The sequence below is a fragment of the Anaerolineales bacterium genome, assembly GCA_030583885.1.
Lineage (GTDB): Bacteria > Chloroflexota > Anaerolineae > Anaerolineales > Villigracilaceae > Villigracilis.
Genome location: CP129480.1, coordinates 3,048,541 through 3,069,033, shown reverse-complemented (window position 1 = coordinate 3,069,033; position 20,493 = coordinate 3,048,541). Strand labels below are relative to the sequence as shown.

Annotated in this window: 23 protein-coding genes; 21 read left to right on the top strand and 2 right to left on the bottom strand. The window is 54.1% G+C overall.

The features are described from left to right. Nucleotides 1-174 precede the first annotated feature (174 nt). The 3 genes from dnaA to QY332_15215 all read left to right on the top strand — a co-directional run bounded on the left by dnaA (nucleotide 175) and on the right by QY332_15215 (nucleotide 2,702). On the top strand, nucleotides 175-1,527 hold the full coding sequence (dnaA, locus tag QY332_15225; GenBank protein ID WKZ34966.1) for a chromosomal replication initiator protein DnaA: 1,353 nt from the start codon (nucleotides 175-177) through the stop codon (nucleotides 1,525-1,527). A gap of 256 nt (nucleotides 1,528-1,783) precedes the next feature. Further along, nucleotides 1,784-2,410 (top strand): hypothetical protein, encoded by a 627-nt coding sequence (locus QY332_15220; protein WKZ34965.1) that lies wholly within the window; start codon nucleotides 1,784-1,786, stop codon nucleotides 2,408-2,410. A 91-nt stretch (nucleotides 2,411-2,501) separates the two neighbouring features. After that, a complete protein-coding gene (locus QY332_15215; protein ID WKZ34964.1) occupies nucleotides 2,502-2,702 on the top strand; it encodes a hypothetical protein in 201 nt (66 codons plus the stop codon). Nucleotides 2,703-2,777: 75 nt separating this feature from the next. Here QY332_15215 and QY332_15210 read toward each other — a convergent pair whose 3' ends face one another. Both QY332_15210 and QY332_15205 read right to left on the bottom strand, forming a co-directional pair. Beyond that, complete coding sequence (locus QY332_15210; protein WKZ34963.1) at nucleotides 2,778-3,347, bottom strand: hypothetical protein; 570 nt, start codon at nucleotides 3,345-3,347, stop codon at nucleotides 2,778-2,780. Between the two features lie 24 nt (nucleotides 3,348-3,371). After that, nucleotides 3,372-3,593 carry a hypothetical protein gene (locus QY332_15205; protein ID WKZ34962.1) on the bottom strand — a complete coding sequence of 74 codons (222 nt, stop codon included), beginning with the start codon at nucleotides 3,591-3,593 and terminating at the stop codon, nucleotides 3,372-3,374. 91 nt (nucleotides 3,594-3,684) lie between these two features. Here QY332_15205 and QY332_15200 point away from each other — a divergent pair, with 91 nt between their 5' ends. From QY332_15200 to alaS, 18 genes are all read left to right on the top strand, one after another. After that, nucleotides 3,685-5,601, top strand: coding sequence for a site-specific DNA-methyltransferase (locus QY332_15200; protein ID WKZ34961.1), 1,917 nt, complete (start codon nucleotides 3,685-3,687; stop codon nucleotides 5,599-5,601). Further along, complete coding sequence (locus QY332_15195; protein ID WKZ34960.1) at nucleotides 5,594-6,463, top strand: DUF3800 domain-containing protein; 870 nt, start codon at nucleotides 5,594-5,596, stop codon at nucleotides 6,461-6,463. The genes QY332_15200 and QY332_15195 overlap by 8 nt, the downstream gene beginning before the upstream one ends. Nucleotides 6,464-6,557: 94 nt before the next feature. Continuing rightward, nucleotides 6,558-9,149, top strand: coding sequence for a DEAD/DEAH box helicase family protein (locus tag QY332_15190; GenBank protein ID WKZ34959.1), 2,592 nt, complete (start codon nucleotides 6,558-6,560; stop codon nucleotides 9,147-9,149). A gap of 73 nt (nucleotides 9,150-9,222) precedes the next feature. Beyond that, the gene (locus tag QY332_15185; GenBank protein ID WKZ34958.1) at nucleotides 9,223-10,029 is read left to right on the top strand and encodes a carboxypeptidase-like regulatory domain-containing protein; all 807 of its coding nucleotides are present in this window, start codon (nucleotides 9,223-9,225) and stop codon (nucleotides 10,027-10,029) included. A gap of 166 nt (nucleotides 10,030-10,195) precedes the next feature. Next, entirely contained in the window at nucleotides 10,196-10,510 is a 315-nt protein-coding gene (locus tag QY332_15180; GenBank protein WKZ34957.1) for a transposase, read from the top strand. Further along, nucleotides 10,507-11,367: an IS3 family transposase gene (locus tag QY332_15175; GenBank protein ID WKZ34956.1), complete on the top strand. Its 861-nt coding sequence runs from the start codon at nucleotides 10,507-10,509 to the stop codon at nucleotides 11,365-11,367. Before QY332_15180 ends, QY332_15175 begins: the two co-directional genes overlap by 4 nt. A gap of 357 nt (nucleotides 11,368-11,724) precedes the next feature. Then, nucleotides 11,725-12,042: a nucleotidyltransferase domain-containing protein gene (locus QY332_15170; protein WKZ34955.1), complete on the top strand. Its 318-nt coding sequence runs from the start codon at nucleotides 11,725-11,727 to the stop codon at nucleotides 12,040-12,042. After that, complete coding sequence (locus tag QY332_15165) at nucleotides 12,029-12,364, top strand: DUF86 domain-containing protein (GenBank protein ID WKZ34954.1); 336 nt, start codon at nucleotides 12,029-12,031, stop codon at nucleotides 12,362-12,364. Before QY332_15170 ends, QY332_15165 begins: the two co-directional genes overlap by 14 nt. Before the next feature lie 94 nt (nucleotides 12,365-12,458). Continuing rightward, nucleotides 12,459-12,710: a hypothetical protein gene (locus QY332_15160; GenBank protein ID WKZ34953.1), complete on the top strand. Its 252-nt coding sequence runs from the start codon at nucleotides 12,459-12,461 to the stop codon at nucleotides 12,708-12,710. A gap of 563 nt (nucleotides 12,711-13,273) precedes the next feature. Beyond that, nucleotides 13,274-13,495 carry a PC4/YdbC family ssDNA-binding protein gene (locus tag QY332_15155; GenBank protein ID WKZ34952.1) on the top strand — a complete coding sequence of 74 codons (222 nt, stop codon included), beginning with the start codon at nucleotides 13,274-13,276 and terminating at the stop codon, nucleotides 13,493-13,495. Nucleotides 13,496-13,547: 52 nt separating this feature from the next. Then, nucleotides 13,548-14,420: an NBR1-Ig-like domain-containing protein gene (locus tag QY332_15150; protein WKZ34951.1), complete on the top strand. Its 873-nt coding sequence runs from the start codon at nucleotides 13,548-13,550 to the stop codon at nucleotides 14,418-14,420. A 182-nt stretch (nucleotides 14,421-14,602) separates the two neighbouring features. Then, entirely contained in the window at nucleotides 14,603-14,812 is a 210-nt protein-coding gene (locus QY332_15145; protein ID WKZ34950.1) for a type II toxin-antitoxin system HicB family antitoxin, read from the top strand. Then, nucleotides 14,805-15,035 (top strand): type II toxin-antitoxin system HicA family toxin, encoded by a 231-nt coding sequence (locus tag QY332_15140; protein WKZ34949.1) that lies wholly within the window; start codon nucleotides 14,805-14,807, stop codon nucleotides 15,033-15,035. The genes QY332_15145 and QY332_15140 overlap by 8 nt, the downstream gene beginning before the upstream one ends. Nucleotides 15,036-15,265: 230 nt before the next feature. Then, entirely contained in the window at nucleotides 15,266-15,517 is a 252-nt protein-coding gene (locus QY332_15135; protein WKZ34948.1) for a hypothetical protein, read from the top strand. Next, nucleotides 15,514-16,161 (top strand): nucleotidyl transferase AbiEii/AbiGii toxin family protein, encoded by a 648-nt coding sequence (locus QY332_15130; protein WKZ34947.1) that lies wholly within the window; start codon nucleotides 15,514-15,516, stop codon nucleotides 16,159-16,161. The genes QY332_15135 and QY332_15130 overlap by 4 nt, the downstream gene beginning before the upstream one ends. A gap of 164 nt (nucleotides 16,162-16,325) precedes the next feature. Next, a complete protein-coding gene (locus QY332_15125) occupies nucleotides 16,326-16,970 on the top strand; it encodes a phosphotransferase (protein ID WKZ38483.1) in 645 nt (214 codons plus the stop codon). Beyond that, on the top strand, nucleotides 16,865-17,404 hold the full coding sequence (locus tag QY332_15120) for a phosphotransferase (GenBank protein WKZ38473.1): 540 nt from the start codon (nucleotides 16,865-16,867) through the stop codon (nucleotides 17,402-17,404). Before QY332_15125 ends, QY332_15120 begins: the two co-directional genes overlap by 106 nt. Before the next feature lie 283 nt (nucleotides 17,405-17,687). Further along, nucleotides 17,688-20,450, top strand: coding sequence for an alanine--tRNA ligase (gene alaS / locus QY332_15115; protein ID WKZ34946.1), 2,763 nt, complete (start codon nucleotides 17,688-17,690; stop codon nucleotides 20,448-20,450). Nucleotides 20,451-20,493 lie beyond the last annotated feature (43 nt).

Genomic DNA, 20,493 nt, shown 5'->3' with positions numbered 1-20,493 from the left:
CTAGAATACAAGCACGCTGATATAAAGGATGTCGATCCCAAACATCCAAACCCCGCAATACCCCGCAATGGTTATTGGAAACAACTGGTTGGCCCACATACATAAGCCGCGTATACAGGCGGGCTGTTCGATAGACCCTATTTTTTGCTTGAGATCTTACATTGAGGAATGCTTATGAATGCAGAGCAGGCTTGGCAATCGGTACTCGCACAACTTCAAATGGACATGCCGCGCGCATCCTTCGACACATGGGTGCGCGATACGCGTCCCCTGGCCTACGAGAACGGGATGATCACCGTCGGCGTGCGCAACGCCTATGCGCGTGACTGGCTCGAGAACCGCCTTGCGGCCAATGTCAGCCGCATGTTGATCGAAATCCTCAATTCCAACGTCTCTGTCAACTTTGTTGTCACGCAATCCGACGAAAACGCCTCCTCCACCGACCCGGAACCTGCCGCCGCCTCCATGGAAGTGACGCCGCCGGAGCCAAAAGCGCGCCATGTGAGCCTCAATCCGCGCTATACCTTCGATACCTACGTGGTCGGTTCCGGCAACCGCCTCGCCCATGCGGCCTGTCAGGCGGTGGCGGAGAAGCCCGCCCGCGCCTACAACCCGCTTTTCCTGTACGGGGGCGTGGGACTCGGTAAAACGCACTTATTGCACGCCATCGGCAATGCCTGTCATATCCGCGGGTTGAACGTCCTGTACGTCTCCTCCGAGGAATTCACGAACGACATGATCAATGCCATCCGCACGCACACCACGCAGGCCTTCCGCGAGAAATACCGCTCGGCGGACGTGCTGCTGGTGGACGACATCCAGTTCATCGCGGGCAAGGAATCGACCCAGGAGGAGTTCTTCCACACCTTCAACACCCTGCACGGACAGGACAAGCAGATCATCGTCTCGTCCGACCGGCCGCCCAAGTCGCTCATCACGCTCGAGGAACGCCTGCGCTCCCGCTTCGAGTGGGGCCTGACCGCCGATATCCAGGCGCCGGATTTCGAGACCCGCCTCGCCATCCTGCGCTCCAAAGCCGAGCGGACCGGACGGCACATCTCGGATGAGATCCTCGAAAGCGTGGCCAAGCAGGTGCAATCCAACATCCGCGAACTCGAAGGCGCCTTGAACCGCATCATTGCCTTTGCGGACCTGAGCGGCTCGGCGCTCACGCCCAGTCTGGTGGAAGTGGCGCTCGCCGACCTGATCCCCTCGCGCGGCGACATCGTCCCCGCCCACGTGCTGGACCTGGTGGCCCGCAAGTTCAACCTGACCTCCGAGAAATTACTCGGGCGCGACCGCACCCGCGAAGTGGCCCTGCCGCGCCAGATCGCCATGTACCTGCTGCGCGAGGAGGCCAAGATCTCCTTCCCGCAGATCGGTGAAGTGCTCGGTGGACGCGACCATTCCACGGTCATGTCGGCTTACGACAAGATCAAGGAACAATTGCACTCGGACCGCCGCCTCGAACAGGACATCATCTCGCTTAAACAGCAGTTGTACGACCAGACCGTGGCGGCCATGTAAGCAAAGTGGTTGAATATGAAACAGGCGCATCAAAGGATGCGCCTGTTTTTTTATCGAAGGGCCGCCGCCAGCCGTTCCTTCCATTATAGAAGACCTCGACCAGCGGGTTTCGACGGGGCTCAACCCAAGGGTTTCGACAGTGTCCGGGTGGTGAGGGGATTGCTTCGTCGCTGCGCTGCTCGCAACGACATGATGGGTGTATACTGTGGAAAATGGCACGATCATCGGCGGCGGAGTATAAGGAAAGGAAGGGACCATGGATACCTCGGCGATCAAGAAACCGAAGGAATTCGTCAGGGAGTTTTTGGATGAATATCTGGGGGACGGCCTGGGCGCGAAGTCGAAGCGCGAGATCGACATCCTGGTGATGGACCTGCTCATGCGCTACGGCGGGCTGGGCGCCAGGAGCAACCAGGAGTTGAGCATCCTGCTGCAGGCGCCGGTCTCGCGCATCAAAAGCCTGCGCTACGAGGCGCGCCTGAAATATCCGCCGGATGAGGACTACGTGCGGCGCGAGTTCCTGTACATCCTCTCGCGCTCGAAGTACGCCATCGAGACGGGCAGGATCGTCTTTGCCATCGAGGACAATTACATCCGCCACGCCATTCAGGGACAGTTGAAAGCCAGAGGCATGTTCGCGGATACCTCCTTCAACTCGGAGCTGATCAAGATAGACAGGCGCTCGCTGGCGGCGGTGATCGGTGAGTTGTACGATGCCGAGACCGCGCAGGCCTTTCAGGACGGTTTCGACGAGATGGAAAGCCAGGGCGGGGAGGATGCCGACTTTGCGGGCGAGTTCTCCACTTTCATGTTCGACCTTGTGAAAGCCGCCGCGCAAAAATTCGCGCTGGACCTGGCGCTGGGCCGCCTCGGTTTTCAATAGGGCGGATTTGAAGCATTAACCACGCAGGCTCGAAGACTCAAATTTTCCCGTTCGAGTCTTCGAGCAGAAGAGCCTGCAGGCGCAGGGCAACATGGTGCACCAGGAGTTCGTCATCCTCGGCACGCACAGCGGACCGCTGCTGCTGCCGAACGGGGTGCGACTGCCGCCCACGGGGATGAAGATCCAGCTGCCGGTCGAGGTCTTTCATACCTTCAACAACGAGGGCGGCTTCGTCAGCAGCACCGGTTATGCCAACCTGATCGATATTATGAAACAGTTCAAGAACATCTGAACGGCCTGCGCGCCGAATGGGAAAGCGCCCGCGTATCGCGGGCGCTCTTGATTCTTGCAGGCAGGCGGCGGGGGATTACAGGGCTTTGCCGGTGTTCATCACGGCGGCTCCGCCGGGCCGGTCGGTGGCAGTGACCGTGATGCGCACGTTCGTGCCGGCTGGGATGTTTTGCGCGGCGCGATAGACCCAGCGCCCGCTGTCCGCCTCGAGCGCGGCCGGACCGGCCTCCAGTTCGGCGCCGTCCGTGTCGGCGATGCCGACGTCCACCCGTTCGATCTGGAAGTCGTCCTCGGTGCGGATGTAGATGGGACTGCCCTGCGCACCGCTGTATTCCGAGACGTCGATCTCTTCGATGGAGGGCGCGTTGAGAAAATCGGCCATGACCATCGAGAAGACCGGCTTGCCCTTTTTGCCGGCCGCGTCTTCATAGAGCTGGCGCGCGGCGGGGTCTGCCAGCGCCATGCGGCCGTAGAGCGCGGCGGCGCGGAAGCGCTCGCGCACTTCCAGCTGGGCGGGGGAAGGGTCGCGCTCGTCGGGCGCGGCTTTGCGGCCGACGACGACCTTTCCGAAGGCGCGGCGGAAGACGAGGTCGCCGATCTGCCCGCGCAACTGCTCGACGATGGGGTTGAGTTTTACTTTGGCCATGGGTTCCTCCTTTGGATATGGCTGTTAAAAAGGGACGGCGGGGCGGCCGGCATGGACAGGGAGCGAAGCGGGGAAGCGGGACGGCTGCCGGTGGGGGGTGCCTGCCTGGGCACGCGAAGAATTGCCTTCGTACATCCTTTGCACATCCTTCGTACTTCCTTCGTACACGCTTCGCAGGGGGGGCATGCCACCTATGGGGGACTGGGCGGCCGCGCCGTTGACGTGCGGCACAGTATAATAGAACATTTGTTCTAAAGTCAAGGGGGGAATTTTAGCTTTTAGCGATTAGCCCGCAGGCGGCGCGGTATACTTGGGGGAAATATCAAGGGAGTATCTAATGTCCTTCAATGCAAAACTTATAGAACTTCTCAAGACCAACAAAGCCTTTGTGGATGACGACGGCGAACTTCTGCTTGCCGCCGTGCAAGACCGCGCCTGGAAGATGGACCGCGACCTTGTAAAGTTACTGCTTTCGGAGGAAGATATCAAAGCCAAGTTCTTCGACGAGATAGAAAACCACTGGATTTTCAACGTCAACACCTTCCTTGATTACATCTCCCAAAAGAACTTTCTGGATAATTCCTACACACGCTTCAAAAACCGCATCGGACTGACCATAGACGGCAAATATTTGCGCGAGCGCGGCGAGGTGGCGCTGGTATGGCCCTACAAGGACACGATACTCGAAGGCGGGCAAACGAAGGAAGAAGAAAAACGCAAAGAAATCTTCTTCAACGAAGTGCTGGCGCAGGATGAGATCAACCGCCTGCTCGACCCCAAGGTATTGACGAACTTCACACGCTACACCACCAAAGGCAAAGAGAAGGTCAAGGACTTCAAGCGTGATGAAAATGGTGTCATCCGTGAAAACCTGATCCTCAAAGGCAACAACCTGCTTGCCCTGCACACGCTCAAAACCCAGTTTCGCGGACAGGTGAAGCTGATCTATATTGACCCGCCGTATAATCCTGACAGCAAATCAAACACCTTTGCCTACAATAATAATTTCAATCACTCTACTTGGCTTACGTTCATGAAGAACAGATTGGAAGTAGCGAAAGAGTTATTAACAAAAGACGGTGCGCTTATTGTAGCGATTGACGACAACGAAATATTTTACCTAGGCGTTATGCTCAATGAGATATTCAGTGAATATGAAATTCATTGCATAACAATCGTTCACAATCCACGCGGTGTTCAAGGAACGAATTTTTCGTACACACATGAGTATGCTTTTTTTGTAATTCCGCAAGGCAAGAAAATCATCGGCAACAGAAAAATCAATCTAGAAGATATTGACTGGTCTCCGCTGAGAAATTGGGGAGGCGAGTCACTACGCACTGATGCTAAAAACTGCTTTTATCCCGTAATTGTTGAAAACGATGAAATAGTTGGGTTTGGCGAAGTAACCGAAGACACAGAGCATCCACCCACCCAAACAGTTCCCCATGGAAAGAAGTATTATGCTTACCCAATTGACAAAGATGGAGTAGAAAGAAAATGGAGATATGCTCGCCAGAGTGTTGAAGAAATCAAACACCTATTGAGAGCAAAGAAGACCAAGACAGGCTATGAAATTGAATTAGGAAAAGACTTTGGGGTTTATCGTACCGTATGGGAAGACAGCAGATATGATGCAAATGTATACGGCACTCAAATCGTGAAGTCGCTTGTTCCCAATTCGCCGTTTGATTTTCCAAAATCACTATGGAATGTTTATGACTGTTTGTATGCAGTTACGGCAAGCGACAAAAACGCAATAATTTTGGACTTCTTCGGTGGTAGCGGAACAACTGCTCATGCCGTTTTGGAATTAAATAAAGACGGCGGTAGTAGAAACTTCATAATTTGCGAACAAATGCAGTATGTTGAAACAGTTACACGAGAAAGAATCAAAAAGGTTGTAGAACAAAACAAAACTGGCGAATTCATATATTGCGAGTTGATGAAATACAACGAAGCCTTCATGGAGCACATTCAGGCAGCTAAAAACAGCAAGGAACTGCTGAAAATCTGGAATGAAATGGCAGAAGGTTCGTTCCTGAATTGGTACGTCAACCCTGAAATGCCCGAAGAAGCGGCGAAAGATTTTGAAGCCTTAGGCAAAGAAGAAAAAGGATTCGAAAAACAAAAACACCTGCTGGCAGCCCTGCTCGACAAGAACCAGTTGTACGTCAATTATTCCGAGATTGACGATGCGCTGTTCAAGGTCAGCAAGGAAGACAAGGAATTGAACAGGAAGTTTTATGGCTAAGAACGCGCGCTCCCAAAATAAAAGCGCAGCCACCACCCGTCACTATTTTGTTGATGAAGGCGGCGACAGCACGCTTTTTGCCAGCAGAGGCAAAGTCATCATCGATACAGAGGGTTGTTCCCGTTTCTTCATGCTCGGCTTGTTGGACATTGCCGACCCTGTGAGCCTGAAACAGCGTCTCGACGACCTGCGGGCGCGATTGATGAGTGATCCATATTTCAATAACGTGCCTTCCATGCAGCCACAGGCTGGAAAGACCGCCCTGGCTTTCCACGCTAAAGACGACCTGCCGGAAATACGGCGCGAAGTGCTTGCGCTTCTGCGCGAAATCGAAGGATTGCGTTACTTTGCGGTTGTGACGGATAAGTGGAGCGTATTGGATTATGTCCGCCAGCAGAATGTGCGCAACCCCGGTTATCGTTACCACCCCAACGAATTGTATGACTATTTGACTCGGCGTTTGTTCAAGAATCTGCTGCACAAGGACGGCGGGTACGAGATCGTGTTTGCCACCAGGGGCGCGTCCGACCGCACGTCCGCCCTGCAAGCGGCAATCGAAACGGCGCGCGAACGTTTTGCCCAACAATGGGGCATATTCGCCAATGCGCCGACTCATATACTTTCATCCACTCCCGTTGTCCATGCTGGTTTGCAGGCGGCGGATTACTTCACATGGGCGTTACAGCGTATGTACGAAAAAGGGGAAGACCGCTATTTGAATTACCTCTGGAAATCAGTCCATCTTGTACAGGACATTGACGATAAACGCGAGGCCGGCTACGGCGTGTATTACACACAAAAAAAGCCGCTCACCACGGCGGCTTTGGAATGGCGCAAACAAAATAAAATGCCAGGGATATAGGGTTGCAGTGACCGTAGTCCTGTAACCACACGGCATGGAGCCGAATTTTGTCCGCTGGCAACTATATTATAACCCAACGATAGGAATTTTCAAGATGGATTCTGGTGCGAAATTTCTCTACGAAGACCTGAATACGCTCTCAAACTGGGGTAATTTGCCCAAAACCATGCCCGATTCAGTTGCCAGAAACCTGAATCCGCGCTACGAACTACGCCCGTATCAGGTCGAAGCCTTTGCGCGTTTCTTCCATTGCCACAAAAACGACTTCCCCAACAAAACTTATCCCCTGCATTTCCTGTTCAACATGGCAACGGGCAGCGGCAAGACGCTCATCATGGCGGGCGCGATCCTATATCTCTACGAGCAGGGCTATCGAAATTTCCTGTTCTTCGTCAACTCGACCAACATTATCGAAAAGACGAAGGACAACTTCCTCAACCCCGCCTCCATCAAATTTCTCTTCAATCCAGACATCAATATCGGAAACCGCCGCGTGCGTGTGTCTGCGGTGGAGAACTTCGAAGCGGTCAACGCAAATGACATCAACATTTGCTTCACGACGATTCAAAAACTCCATTCCGACCTGACCAACGAAAAAGAAAATTCGCTTACCTTCGAAGATTTCCGCAAGCACAGAATCGTGCTGATCGCCGATGAAGCCCATCACATGAACGTGCAAACCAAGGCAAAGAACAACGGCGGGGATATTCAAGCCATCGATGTTGCCAACTGGGAAAACACAGTGGAGGGCATCTTCCAACAAAATCCCGAAAACCTCCTGCTGGAGTTTACCGCCACGCACGATTATCAGACCCCCGCGATGGTGGAGAAGTACCGGAACATGGTCATCTTCCGTTACGACCTGCCCGAATTCCGAAACGACAAATTCTCGAAGGATGTCACACTGGTCTATTCGGACTTCGACCTGAACGAGCGCATCTTGCAAGCCCTTATCCTGAGTCAATACAAACAGGAAGTGGCGGCAAAGCACCGCGTCAACCTGAAACCCGTCATTTTGCTGAAAGCGCAGAAAACAATTGCGCAATCGCAGGAAAACAAAGCCAACTTCCACAAACTGATCGAAGGTCTGACTGCAAAGCAAATCACCAAAATCCGAATGTCGGACGTGGAGATCGTCCAGCGCGCCTTTCACTTCTTCGATGGTAGCAAGATCAGCGATCAGCAATTGGCAGAACGCTTGAAACGCGAGTTCCATGAAGATTTCTGTCTCTCGGTCAACGACGAGAAGGAAAAAGAGAATTATCAAATCCTTGTCAACACACTGGAAGACAGGAACAACCATATCCGCGCCATCTTTGCCGTGCAAAAACTCAATGAAGGCTGGGATGTGCTGAACCTGTTCGACATTGTCCGCTGTTACGAAACAAGAGACTCAAGAAGCGGCTTTGTCGGGAATACAACCGTTTCCGAAGCGCAACTGATCGGGCGCGGGGCAAGATATTTCCCGTTCGTATTGCCCGAAAACAATGACCGCTTTCGCCGTAAATTCGACGGCGACATTGAACACGAATTGCGGGTTATCGAGGAATTGCATTATCACAGCATCAACAACCCGAAATATATCTACGAAATCCGCAAGGCTCTGGTCGAGCAAGGCATGATGGATGAACACACCGTCGAGCGAAAACTCACATTGAAGGATAAATTCAAGAAAACCGATTTCTACAAATACGGGCTGGTCTACGTCAACGGCAAACTGGAAAACGATTACCAATATGTCAAATCGTTTGCAGATCTGGGCGTGAAAAGGAGAAATTACGTCCACGCCATTGCCACAGGTCATGGCGGTTCGAGCGCGCTCCTGGTGGAAGGGAAACAAAAAGTTGTTGTATCCGATGAAACGCGGCGTGACGTAAAACTGTCAGAGATCGAAAAGAACGTTATTCAGTCCGCGCTTGCCAGAAATCCATTTTTCACGTTCGAAAACGTCAATCATTATTTTCCGCATGTCAAAACCATGAATCAGTTCATACAATCGGAGCAATATCTCGGCGGGTTGGAAATCACCTTTGAAGGCAACTTGTATCAATTTGAAGAAAACAGGGCTGAAAAACTCTACGCGGTCATGGGCTTGCTTGGCGAAGTGGAAGCCGAAGTCCGCCAGCAAATCACCGATTTTCGCGGCTCCAAGGAATTTACAAAGGAATGGGTGCGCGATATCTTCAAGGATAAAGTCCTGAAATTCGACAAGAATAATGATCGCATCAAAGACGAAGACCAGTTCGAGCATTTCGTATCCTCAAGAGATTGGTTCGCCTTCAACACGGTCTACGGCACCAGCGAAGAAAAAGACTTTGTCCGCATGCTGGACAGGTTCATGGATACATTGCAAAAAAAATACGAAGAGATGTACCTTGTCCGCAACGAGGGACATTTCGCCATCTACGACTTTGCAAAAGGGCGACCCTTCCAGCCCGATTTTGTCCTGTTTCTAAAGGAAAAAAGCGGCAACATGCTCACCTATCAATTATTTATCGAGCCAAAGGGTAAATTCCTAAAGGAACATGATAAATGGAAGGAAACATTCTTGAAGGAAATTACAGAAGAGTTCGGAAACAAGGTGTTGACATTGGCTGGTAAATCGAAATACCGTCTCATTGGCGTACCTTTTTACGACAACGAGAATGAGAATTTGTTCAAGGAAAGTCTGGATTTGGTTTTGTAAGAAGCAAAACAATATTCCGTGTTTCATGCCGTCATATTGCCGAGGATGAAGTTTGAGTAGAGAAGGAGAAAGTATGGCAAAAAAAGAGCCAGCAGCTGTTACATCTGCAAAAATTGCTAGGGTAGGCATAATCATTGCCGCCACCCTCGGACTATTCGGGGTGATATTTACAAACTACTGGCAAAGTATTCGAAATCCGACTGATCAGATCACCGAGTATTTTGGTCGTGTCATTGATATAAATACACTGCAACCTGTTTCAAACGCAAAAATAACTTTGAACTTCAAAGATGTCCCGCCTGTTGTTTACACCGACTCGGAGGGAATTTATCGATTCGAGGTTGAAATCGAATCGAAAATAAGCGGTCAAATTTGGGTTGATGCTGAAAATTATCAGCCATATACAAGGCATATAACGATCTCGGCAGAAAGCACCAATTTGGAAGATATTAGATTAACCCCTTCGGACGCCCAGACAATCACAACACCCCCGACGGAGAACACTTTGTCGCCTGCAATTCAAGTCATGGATCAATACTATCAATACATAAATAACGCGGCAATTGACAACGATCTTTCAAGAGCATGGGGTCTTATGACAAGAAAGTTGCAGTGCAATCCCAGTGATCAGTGTAATTTCGAAACTTATAAAAATTATTGGTGGGATTTGCAAGTTCACTATAAATTGTACGATTGTGGTTCAAATATTATTGATGCAGAACTAAATTATTTCTTAAGAGGACTTCAACCCTTAGAAGATATTACGCCCGTTTATTTCCAATATACCCTGACTGAGGAAGTTGGACAATTAAAGCTATACAGCGCAGAAAATATCGATGGTATCAGCGCCTATTGTCCACTGGCGGTTACTTATCCGTGAACAGATGGTGGAGTTGGTCGGTCAACTGCCGAAGGTGAAGATTGAGAGAAAGGGGGACCTCACCCCCAACCCCTCTCCTAAAGGAGAGGGGAGTCTGATCTTGTCCTAAAAAAGTGGACACAAAAAATGTCTGGATCCAGTAGACTTGGAAAACAGGAGCAGGATCATGGACGAAAAGAAAACAAGGTATCGGAAGTACACCGAAGAGTTCAAATTAGAGGCTCTGGAACTTTTGAAGAGCAGCGGAAAGAGTGCCGGGCAAATTGAACGCGATTTGGGGATCACGCCCGGACTGCTGGTGAAATGGCGCGATCGATACCAAGTGATATCCCAAGGGACAAACCCAATGCACTTGGAAGTTAGTGACTTTGAAGCTGCCAAGCGTGAGATCAAACGCTTGCAACGACGGTTGGCAGAAGTGGAAGAAGAGCGCGAGATCCTAAAAAAAACAATCAACATTTTCTCCCGGGAAAACCAATGAGATACAAATTCATTCGGGAGCATTGCCAGGAGTATAGCGTCAAGCGGATGTGCCAGGTATTGGGTGTGACGCGAAGTGGGTACTATGCCTGGCAGCCAGAAGCAGTCGGTCCGCGAGAGGTGGAGAATCGGATTCTGGTGGAGCAGATCCGGGCAGAATACAAACTGAGTCGCGAGACCTATGGCAGTCCGCGCATCCAGGCGGGTCTACAACGCAGAGGGTTCGCCTGTGGACGACATCGAGTCGCACGTTTGATGCGGAGAGAAGGAATTCGCCCTCAAAAACGAAGGCGCTGGCGTCCCATAACTACGCAGCGCCAGCCAGGTGTGATCCCAGCACCGAATTATCTGAACCAGGATTTTTCTGCCAGCGCGGCAAACCAGAAATGGGTGAGCGATTTCACCTACATTGATACCGCGGAAGGTTGGTTATATTTAGCAGTGGTTCTGGATTTGTTTTCACGAAAAGTAGTAGGCTGGGCGATGGCTGCACAAATGGATGCAACCCTTGTCGAGGCAGCCCTGGACATGGCTTTACAAGGACGACAACCGCAGGCAAGCCTGTTACATCATTCCGATCAAGGCAGTCAATATACCAGTGCCGCTTATCAAAGCAGTTTAGCAGATGCACATATTCAGGCGAGTATGAGCCGAGTTGGAAATTGTTATGACAATGCGGTGGCAGAAAGTTTCTTTGCTACCCTCAAGGTGGAGTGTGTGACCTCTCAATTTGCAACGCAAGCAGTAGCTCGAACAACGATTTTTGAATACATTGAGGTTTGGTACAATCGCCAACGCTTGCACTCTTCACTTGGCTACCTCAGCCCGGTTGAGTTTGAGCAACAATCTGGACTTTAATTGTGTCTATTAAACCGGGGCAAGATCAGTCTGCTCCCTCCCCGTTCGGGGAGGGCTGGGGAGGGGTTTGAAGTGGCCCCCCATCCGTCCCGCTGTGCGGGACACCTTCCCCCAAATGGGGGAAGGCAGTGCCTGCTGGCGAGGAAGCGCTCCCTCCCCGTCGCGAAGCACCCTTTAGGGTTAGGGGATCGCGAAGCACATCGTGCCCGCAGGGTATACCCGCAGCGGAGCGGTAGGGTTGGGGAGGGGTCGATTTACAATCAGCTTCCCAAAGCAAGTCCACTACGCGAGAAACGCGTGGATGCGTTGCAGAAGTTTTGTAAAATAATTCAGGCTCAAGTTTGCTATAATTAGACCATGAAGAAACTGAAGATCAAGATACCCAAGACAAAGTTGGCCGAGTTTTGCAAACGCTGGAATGTTTCAGAATTTGCCATTTTCGGTTCAGCCTTAAGCGCTGATTTCCGTCCCGACAGCGATGTGGATGTTTTGGTAACGTTTGTGCCACAGGCGCATGTGACCTTGTTCGATATGGTTCACATGCAGGAAGAGTTGAAAGCCATTTTCGGGCGCGAAGTGGATCTGGTCAGCAAGCGCGGTGTGGAAAACAGCCGCAACTATATTAGACGAAAGAACATACTCGACTCGGCGCAGGTGATCCATGTCGCGGGATGACACGTATTTGGTTGATATTCTCGAATCTGCCAAAATTGCATTGGATTATGTTTTCGGCAAAACCTGGGATCAGTTTTATGAAGATATCCAATGTCAGGATGCGGTGGTGCGGCGCATTGAAATAATCGGTGAAGCCGCGCGGCGGGTTTCAGAAGGAACACGGAATCAGCACCCGCAAATTCCGTGGCGTGAAATGACCAGCATGAGAAATCTGGTTGTTCACGAATATGATGTAGTGGACATTAATCAGGTTTGGGATACGGTTCAAAATAAACTTCCGCCTTTGATCAAAGAGTTAGCCAAAATCGTTCCTCCTGAATAATGTACTTGTTCAGGAGGATATTTTATAAAAGAGGAAAGAACTGCAAATAAGCCTCAGGCTGGGAAAAAGAGAGTCGTTGAAAAAGGAAAACATAATGCCCGGCAAATACACTCCGCTCGAAAACTTTTTACGAGCTCTCCCGCCCGCCGAGCGTGAAGTCACTTTGAGTTTTGAACGCATCGAAGCCATCATCAACAGCAAATTACCTGCTTCTGCGAATGAAATGTCGGGGTGGGAACACGAGACGGAGGGCAACCATGTCAACGCGCGCGCATGGGCGAATGCAGGCTGGCACGTAGGCGCGGTCAACTTGCAGGCGAAATGGGTGCGGTTTGTGCGGAGGTGAAGGTTTGGGTAGTTTGGAATCGGTGCGGGATAAATCCCTGCCTCAGTTCGTGGAAGTCCACTGGCGTGGACTGGCGCAATTAGCCCGAAGGGCTTGCATGTACTGAGCAGGCGGCTTGAGCCCCGCGAAGAATGTCAGCGTGCGGTGGAGTTGGTGAGTCGAGCGGCCTATCCCCCGTCCCACCTGCCCCGGCATGTGGGTTTGGGGACATCGTACCCGAAGCGCAGCGAGTGGCAGGGCTGAGGAGGGGTTTGAAGTGGCCTCCCATCCGTCCCGCTGTGCGGGACACCTTCCCCCAAATGGGGGAAGGCAGTGCCTGCCGGCGAGGAAGCGCTCCCTCCCCGTCGCGAAGCACCCTTTAGGGTTCGGGGATCGACTCCCTCCCCATCGCGAAGCACCCTTTAGGGTTAGGGCAGGGCTGGGGAGGGGTTTGGTCTGGGGAGGGTTTTGAAGAGGACCCCCATCCGTCCCGCTGTGCGGGACACCGTACCCCCAAGGGGGATTGAGGGGGGCGGCTCACGAATTCAAAACGACGGCAAGTCAACCACGCGAGGAGAACCAACATGTCCGAGATCAAATACGAAATACTCAAAACCATCGGCATCCTGCACACCTCCGCCTCCGGCTGGAGCAAGGAACTCAACCTCATCTCATGGAACGACCGCGAACCCAAATACGACCTGCGCGATTGGTCTGCAGATCACACCAAAATGGGCAAGGGGGTGACGTTGTCAAAAGAGGAGTTGTCCGCGCTGAAAGAGTTGTTGAACAAAATCGAGCCATGATGCCCCATGTCTCGTGTATTTCCATTTTTTTTCATTGTTATAATTCCACATCATGAAACCCGCCCCCTTTGCCCTGCTCGTATGGATCCTTGGCGCCGCCCTCGCCGCCTGTAACCTCACTGCGCCTTCCCCGTCCGATCCCGGCGCCCTCTCCACCTCGGCCGCCAAAACCGTCGAAGCCGTGCTTTCTCCCGCGGCTTCACCCGCCGCATCACAGCCTGCTGTCCCGAACACCTCCGCGCCCCCATCGCCGGCTGCCTCCCCGTCCGCCGCGCAGGACTGCGCCGAGAACACCTCCATCACCTCTTGGACGCGCGACGGCATCGCCTATGAGCATCAGGAAGTGGATCGTCCCCTCGCTGCGGGGACCGCCTTCATCATGTCCTGGGTCGTTCAGAACAGCGGCACCTGCGTTTGGAACGACGGCTACCGCATGGTCTTCCGCTCCGGCGAACGGCTCACGCAAGCAGACTCCCTGCCCGTCATGCCGGTGGGATACGAAGTCCGCCCCGGGGAATCCCTCACCATCACAGTCCAAATGACGGCTCCTTCCGCGCCCGGAGAGTACGAGTCCTCTTTCAGCCTGGCTGACGCTGCAGGGGAAAACGCCCTCAACGTCGGCGTATTGACCACCGTCGGCACCCCGTCCTCCGGGAAATTATCCGCCCCCGGGGACCTGCGCTACACCTACGATTGCACCACGGGCGTTGTGGACATCACCCTCATCTGGCTGGATAAAGCCGCTAACGAAGATGGCTACCGCGTCTATCGTGACGGGGTAAAACTGGCTGACCTCCCGGCCGCTTCCACCACCTATGACGACATCGTCCCCGCTTCCGGCACCTACCTATATACCGTGGCCTCCTTCAACCTTGGCGGCGAATCCCCCGCGAACGTCCAGGTACAGACCTCCAATTGCAAGTGATTCAAACGTCCACGCTCCCCTAAATGGGGGAAGGTGTACACTGCGGAAGTTTTCTGCTTCGATGGGATTTATTCAACTTGCTGAACTCTGCGAGTGAAGACTGATTTTTTGCCTGCCAAATCATGCGTTACTCTGCGGGATAAAATGAAGGGTATAATTTAAAAAGCAGAAGGAGAAAAATCATGACCAGAACCTTGACCGCCGTCATTCACAAGGAAGATCACTGGTACGTGGCGGACTGCCCCGAAGTGGGCACGGTCAGCCAGGGGCAAACTGTTGAAGAAGCCATTGCCAACTTAAAAGAAGCCACCGAATTGTATCTGGAAGAATTTCCCATGCCGGAGATCAACCGTCCCTTACTGACGACGTTCGACGTGGCAACCTATGCCTGACCTGCCGCGTCTTTCGGGGAAAGAAATTGTCCGCGCGCTGGAGAAATTGGGCTTCGCTCAAGCCCGTCAGCGCGGAAGCCACGTTATGATGAAAAAATCCACGCCGGAAGGGAGTATCGGCTGTGTCGTCCCCATGCACAATGAAGTGGCAATCGGCACATTGAGCAGTATTCTCAAACAGGCAAAAATTTCAGCCGAAGAATTTATCAAAGCTGCCAAATAGCGGGGGCACGCCGGGTCAATTTCAACGAAGAAGCACTTGAAAACACCGTCATCTAATTATTCGCCGCCGAAAGGTATCCGCGCGTCATGGGCGGCGGTGTGAAGATTGAGTGAAAGCGGGACCTATCACCCGTCCCACCTGCCCCCTGTCGGGGATCTTCGACTGGCGGGAATTGACTCCCTCGCGGGAATGCGGTTTGTGACGCCGGGGAAATAAGATAAAATGAAAACATGCATCATTCCATTCCAGGATCGCTGGCCCCTTTTTTTCAGGAATATGATCTTGAAGATCTTGAGGTCCGAACTGCGGCGCCGCTGATCATCGAACGCAACCTGCAATTCGGCGACCGCAGCGAAATCCACTGGCTCTTCCAGCAATACCCGCGCACGCAGATCACGGACTGGCTGATTCGGTTTGCAAACGAACGGCTGCCCGATCCGCACCGCACCTTTTGGAAGATGATCCTGGAAATCAAGGAATGACGGCATTATTTTGGGAAACCATCAGCGGGGATATGCGGGTCGTTCTGGACGGTTTCTTCCGGACTGCGATCGGCTCCCGGTTTTACCTGGCAGGCTGGACGGCACTCGCCCTGCAGCTTGGGCATCGCCGCTCCGTCGACCTTGATTTTTTCTCCCCAACCGAGGATATTCCAGCCATCCGCGCCGCTCTCGAAGAATCATTATCCGCTTATCGTCCCGTATTGGCGGATTCGGCCTGGGGCAATCTGGTCTATCTGGCGGGGGATGTGCGTATGGGTTTTTATGGATACGGTTTGCCGCTTGTCCGGCCTCCTGCAGAAATGGAAAACCTGCGCCTTGCCTCCATGGAAGACATTGCGTTGATGAAGCTGGATGCCCTGCTTTCGCGGGCGGCGCGCAAGGACTTTTACGATCTATATTTCATCTGCCAAAAGATCCCGCTGCGCAACGTATTGGCATTGGCCCCCCAAAAATATGAAAACGTCCGCGACTTTGAAGTGCAAACGGTAAAGCGGCTGATCTATTTTGAGCATGCAGAAGCGGATATCGATCCTGTACTACTGCAACCCGTTTCCTGGCGGGCGGTAAAGGAATATTTTATGGAACAGGCGCAGGAAATCGGCACGGGCTGGCTGCAAGGTTGAAGCGGGAGGGCGATTATTTCTGCAACACGTGTGGGAAGTTCTTCGACGTGAAGGCGTCCCGCGCAGCCCGGAAGGGGAAGTGACCGCAGCGCGCACACTGCTGCTCCCTGTCTTGCGGGCATTAAGGGATGTGCCGCCCGCCAGCCACCAATCAAAAGGAACCCATGGATTCAAAAATCACCGCCCGCTACAACGACAAAATATTGCAGGAAGCCATGCTTCGGTATGGCATCACGGCAGGTCAAATCCAGGCCATTGACACATTCGAGAGCTTTATCTACAAATTCGAGCGCAATGGGGCAGGCTATATCCTGCGCATTGGTCACAGCATTCGCAAAAGCGAGGCTCAAATTCAAGGCGAGGTGAATTGGATCAACCATCTGGCGCGCGGCGGCGTGTCCGTTGCGCAGGCGATCCCCTCGCTGCGTGGAAAACTGGTCGAGGTCATGGACGATGACCTCGGCGGGCAATTTTTAGCGACGGCATTTGTACATGCCAAAGGTCAACGCCCATGGGACGCCGGCTGGACCCCTGCGCGCTTCGAGAACTACGGTCACCTGCTTGGGCGGATGCATGCCCTGGCAGTGGAGTACCAACCTGCACCCGGGACGCGGCGGCCGGAATGGGGGATGCCGCCGGTTTCGATTTCATCGAGCAGTACCTGCCTGCGTCCGAGTCCATCGCGCATCGGGAATACAAATCCCTGCTGGGGCATATCCGCAGCCTGCCAAAGGATAAAACCTCGTACGGACTCATTCATCAGGACGCCCACCAAAACAACTTCTTCATGGATGCCGATGGCAGGCTGACCCTCTTCGACTTCGACGACTGCGCCTACAGCTGGCTGATCAGCGATATTGCGATCGTGCTGTTTTATATCTCGATGGATGCCGAAGAGCTGGGCTACCGCTCCGTCCCTGACTTTACCCGTGAGTTCATGACCCATTTCCTGCGCGGGTATCGCCGCGCGTATACGCTGGATCCACGCTGGTTGAAGGAAATTCCCGCGTTCCTGAAACTGCGCGAACTCGAACTCTACGCCGTCGTCTTTCGGGATTTTGACATCCAGGAGGCGGAGCACTGGTCATTGGAAGGTTTCCTGCGCAGTCCCGGCTTCGACGTCCATAACAATGGCCACATGTGGATCGCCAACTTCATGCGCGGGCGCAAATTCCGCATCGAGCAGGGCCTGCCCTTCATTGACTTTGATTTTGAGTCTTTGGCCGCCTGCCTCGCTACGTGACCCCTTCGGGGAACGGCATAAAATGTGCCGGACTTTAATTCAAATGGTATAATCGCGCCCATGCAAACCACTCTCAAGACCACCGCATCCGCCCAAGCCGCCGCCGCTGCGCGCGCGACCTGCGAACCTGTCACGGCTTGAGACGGAACGAACGAGGAATCCAGTCCCGACACCGGCAGGTTCGGGACTTTTTCTTTCCCGTGACCTGCCAACCTTCCAACCTTCCAACCCATTGGTATAATTCGCCCGTCATTTTCAACTTTTTTTCGGAGATACGCTTCGCATGACCAAAACACCCACCGGCAACCAGATCCGCCAGGACTTCATAGACTTCTTCGTCGAGCACGGTCACACCGTCGTGCCGTCCATGTCGCTTGTGCCCGGCGGCGACGCCACACTGCTCTTCACCAACTCCGGTATGGTGCAGTTCAAGGATGTCTTCCTCGGCACCGACAAAAAGCCCTACACCCGCGCCGTGGATTCGCAGAAGTGCATGCGCGTGGCGGGCAAGCACAACGACCTCGACGACGTCGGGCGTGACGACACGCATCACACCTTTTTTGAAATGCTCGGTAACTGGTCGTTCGGCGATTACTACAAGAAGGACGCCATCGCCTGGTCGTGGCAGCTGCTCACCGACGTGTGGGGCCTGCCCAAGGATAAACTCTACGCCACCTGTTTCGAAGATGACATGGGCGACATTCCGCGCGACGACGAAGCCGCCGAACTCTGGAAGGCGCAGCCCGGCTTCAATCCCGACCATGTGTTGTTCTTCGGGCGCAAGGAAAACTTCTGGCAGATGGCGGAGTTCGGTCCCTGCGGCCCGTGCTCCGAGATCCACATCGACCTCGGCGAGGAGCGCGACAACCTGCGCGGCACCGACCACCTGTGCGGCGTGAACGGCGAATGCACGCGCTTCCTCGAACTGTGGAACAACGTCTTCATCCAATACAACCTCTTCGACGACGGTCGCCTCGAGCCGCTGCCCGCCAAACATGTGGACACCGGCATGGGCTTCGAGCGCATCGTCTCCGTGCTGCAGGGCGTCGACTCCAATTACAAGACCGACCTATTCACGGGTTCGCTCGATGTCCTGCGCAGCCTGACCGGCCATTCGGAAAAGGAAATGCTGGCCGACTTCACGCCCTACCGCGTCATCGCCGACCATGTCCGCTCGGCGGCCTTCCTGATCGCCGACGGCGTGGTGCCCGGCAACGCGGGCCGCAATTACATCACCCGCATGATCATCCGTCGCGCCGCGCGCTTCGGCACCAAGATCGGCTTGAACGAACCCTTCCTTGCCAAGGCGGCGCAGGCGGTGGTGGACTACTACGGCGATTTTTATCCCGAACTGGAAAAAAGCAAAACCGCCATTTTCGACAACCTGACCCGCGAGGAAGTCCGCTTCGCGCGCACGGTGGAGGCTGGTACAGCCCACCTGGAGAACCTGCTCTCTGAGATCCGCTCTGCCAATAAAACCAGCCTGGACGGGCGCAAAGCCTTCGACCTGTACGCCACCTACGGCCTGCCCTTCGAGATCAGCCGCGACATCGCCCGCGAGCAGGGCCTCGACGTGGACGAAGCCGGTTTCAACGAAGCCCGCGAAACTCACGCCAAAGCCTCGGGCGGCGGCAAAGCCATGGGGGCGCTCGGCGGCGAGGATGCGGAATTCTTTGCAGGAATTCTCAAAGACCTGCAATCCAATAAGAAACTCGGCCCGAACGGCGTGGAGTACGATCCCTACGATCATATGCGCGTGGAAGGCGAGGTCCTCGCGTTGATCGTGGACGGCAAATCCGTTGCCTCCGCCTCGCTCGACGACCAGGTGGAAGTCATCCTGCCGAAGACCGGTTTCTATATTGAAGCCGGCGGCCAGGTGGATGACACGGGATACATTAGATCACTCCCCCTGCATTCGCAGAATTTGGGGGCAGACGGAGGGGGGCAGGGTTGGGAGATCGAAGTGACCGGCATGCGCCGCGCCTCCGCGGGCGTGCTCGTTCACATTGGCGAGGTCATTTCAGGCCAGCCCAAAGTGGGTGACAAATGCGTCGCCGAGGTGGATATGTCCCGCCGTCACGACATCATGCGCAATCACACCGCCACACACCTGCTGCACAAGGCGCTGCACGAGGTGCTCAGCGACCAGGCCCGGCAGGCGGGTTCGCTGGTCGCCCCCACGCACCTGCGCTTCGACTTCAACCATCCCGAAGCCATGAGCGCCGAGCAGATCGAGCGCGTCGAGCGCATGGTCAACGAAGCCATTGCCGCCGACATGCCCGTGGCCAAGGAGACCCGGTCGCTGGAGGAAGCCAAAAAGGAGGGCGCGATGGCGCTCTTCGGCGAGAAGTACGGCGAGACCGTGCGCACGATCTCCATTATGGCGGATAACGGGAGCAAGCTCCCTGACTCCAAAAAATATTCCTACGAACTGTGCGGCGGCACGCACCTCGAACGCACCTCCGATATCGGCGCATTTCTCATCCTAAGTGAAGGCTCCGCAGCGGCGGGTATCCGCCGCATCGAAGCTGTCACCGGGCGCGGCGCCTATGACCTCGTCCACAGGCGCTTCAAGGCCTTGAAGCGGGCCGCGGGAACGTTGAAATCCGCCGTGGATGAAGTCCCCATCAAGGTGGAAGCCCTGCAGGAGGAGGTCTCTGAATTAAAGAGGGAACTCGCCGGCCTGCGCGCCCAGTCCGCGCTTGCGGCCTTCCAGTCCCTGCTCTCGGCCGTGCAGACCGTAAAGGATGTCAACGTGCTGGGTGTGGAGATTCCCAATGTGGACCTGGACACCCTGCGCATGCTGGCCGATAAGTTCCGTGAGAAACATCCGAAGAACGGGGCGGCGGTGCTGGTCACCGGCGCAGCCGTCATCGCCACCGTGACCGAGGACGTGGTCAAGCGCGGGGTCAAGGCCGGGGACCTGATCACAGGCATCGGCGGCAAGGGAGGCGGGCGTCCCAACCTTGCACAGGGCAGTCTCGCTGGAGATGTCAAGGAGGCGCTCGCAAAACTGCCAAAGGTCGTCGAAGGGAAATTGAAATAACCCCCCATGGGGGCGGAGCGACGCTCCGCCCCTTTTGCATACA

Coding starts and splice junctions, on each gene's coding strand:
- QY332_15125 (WKZ38483.1), top strand. CDS start 16,326: ATGGATTCAAAAATCACCGCCCGCTACAACGACAAAATATTGCAGGAA.
- QY332_15215 (WKZ34964.1), top strand. CDS start 2,502: ATGGTGCACCAGGAGTTCGTCATCCTCGGCACGCACAGCGGACCGCTG.
- alaS (WKZ34946.1), top strand. CDS start 17,688: ATGACCAAAACACCCACCGGCAACCAGATCCGCCAGGACTTCATAGAC.
- QY332_15155 (WKZ34952.1), top strand. CDS start 13,274: ATGTCCGAGATCAAATACGAAATACTCAAAACCATCGGCATCCTGCAC.
- QY332_15165 (WKZ34954.1), top strand. CDS start 12,029: ATGTCGCGGGATGACACGTATTTGGTTGATATTCTCGAATCTGCCAAA.
- QY332_15195 (WKZ34960.1), top strand. CDS start 5,594: ATGGCTAAGAACGCGCGCTCCCAAAATAAAAGCGCAGCCACCACCCGT.
- QY332_15185 (WKZ34958.1), top strand. CDS start 9,223: ATGGCAAAAAAAGAGCCAGCAGCTGTTACATCTGCAAAAATTGCTAGG.
- QY332_15200 (WKZ34961.1), top strand. CDS start 3,685: ATGTCCTTCAATGCAAAACTTATAGAACTTCTCAAGACCAACAAAGCC.
- QY332_15170 (WKZ34955.1), top strand. CDS start 11,725: ATGAAGAAACTGAAGATCAAGATACCCAAGACAAAGTTGGCCGAGTTT.
- QY332_15220 (WKZ34965.1), top strand. CDS start 1,784: ATGGATACCTCGGCGATCAAGAAACCGAAGGAATTCGTCAGGGAGTTT.
- QY332_15210 (WKZ34963.1), bottom strand. CDS start 3,347: ATGGCCAAAGTAAAACTCAACCCCATCGTCGAGCAGTTGCGCGGGCAG.
- QY332_15160 (WKZ34953.1), top strand. CDS start 12,459: ATGCCCGGCAAATACACTCCGCTCGAAAACTTTTTACGAGCTCTCCCG.
- QY332_15130 (WKZ34947.1), top strand. CDS start 15,514: ATGACGGCATTATTTTGGGAAACCATCAGCGGGGATATGCGGGTCGTT.
- dnaA (WKZ34966.1), top strand. CDS start 175: ATGAATGCAGAGCAGGCTTGGCAATCGGTACTCGCACAACTTCAAATG.
- QY332_15140 (WKZ34949.1), top strand. CDS start 14,805: ATGCCTGACCTGCCGCGTCTTTCGGGGAAAGAAATTGTCCGCGCGCTG.
- QY332_15135 (WKZ34948.1), top strand. CDS start 15,266: ATGCATCATTCCATTCCAGGATCGCTGGCCCCTTTTTTTCAGGAATAT.
- QY332_15205 (WKZ34962.1), bottom strand. CDS start 3,593: ATGTTCTATTATACTGTGCCGCACGTCAACGGCGCGGCCGCCCAGTCC.
- QY332_15190 (WKZ34959.1), top strand. CDS start 6,558: ATGGATTCTGGTGCGAAATTTCTCTACGAAGACCTGAATACGCTCTCA.
- QY332_15150 (WKZ34951.1), top strand. CDS start 13,548: ATGAAACCCGCCCCCTTTGCCCTGCTCGTATGGATCCTTGGCGCCGCC.
- QY332_15175 (WKZ34956.1), top strand. CDS start 10,507: ATGAGATACAAATTCATTCGGGAGCATTGCCAGGAGTATAGCGTCAAG.
- QY332_15180 (WKZ34957.1), top strand. CDS start 10,196: ATGGACGAAAAGAAAACAAGGTATCGGAAGTACACCGAAGAGTTCAAA.
- QY332_15145 (WKZ34950.1), top strand. CDS start 14,603: ATGACCAGAACCTTGACCGCCGTCATTCACAAGGAAGATCACTGGTAC.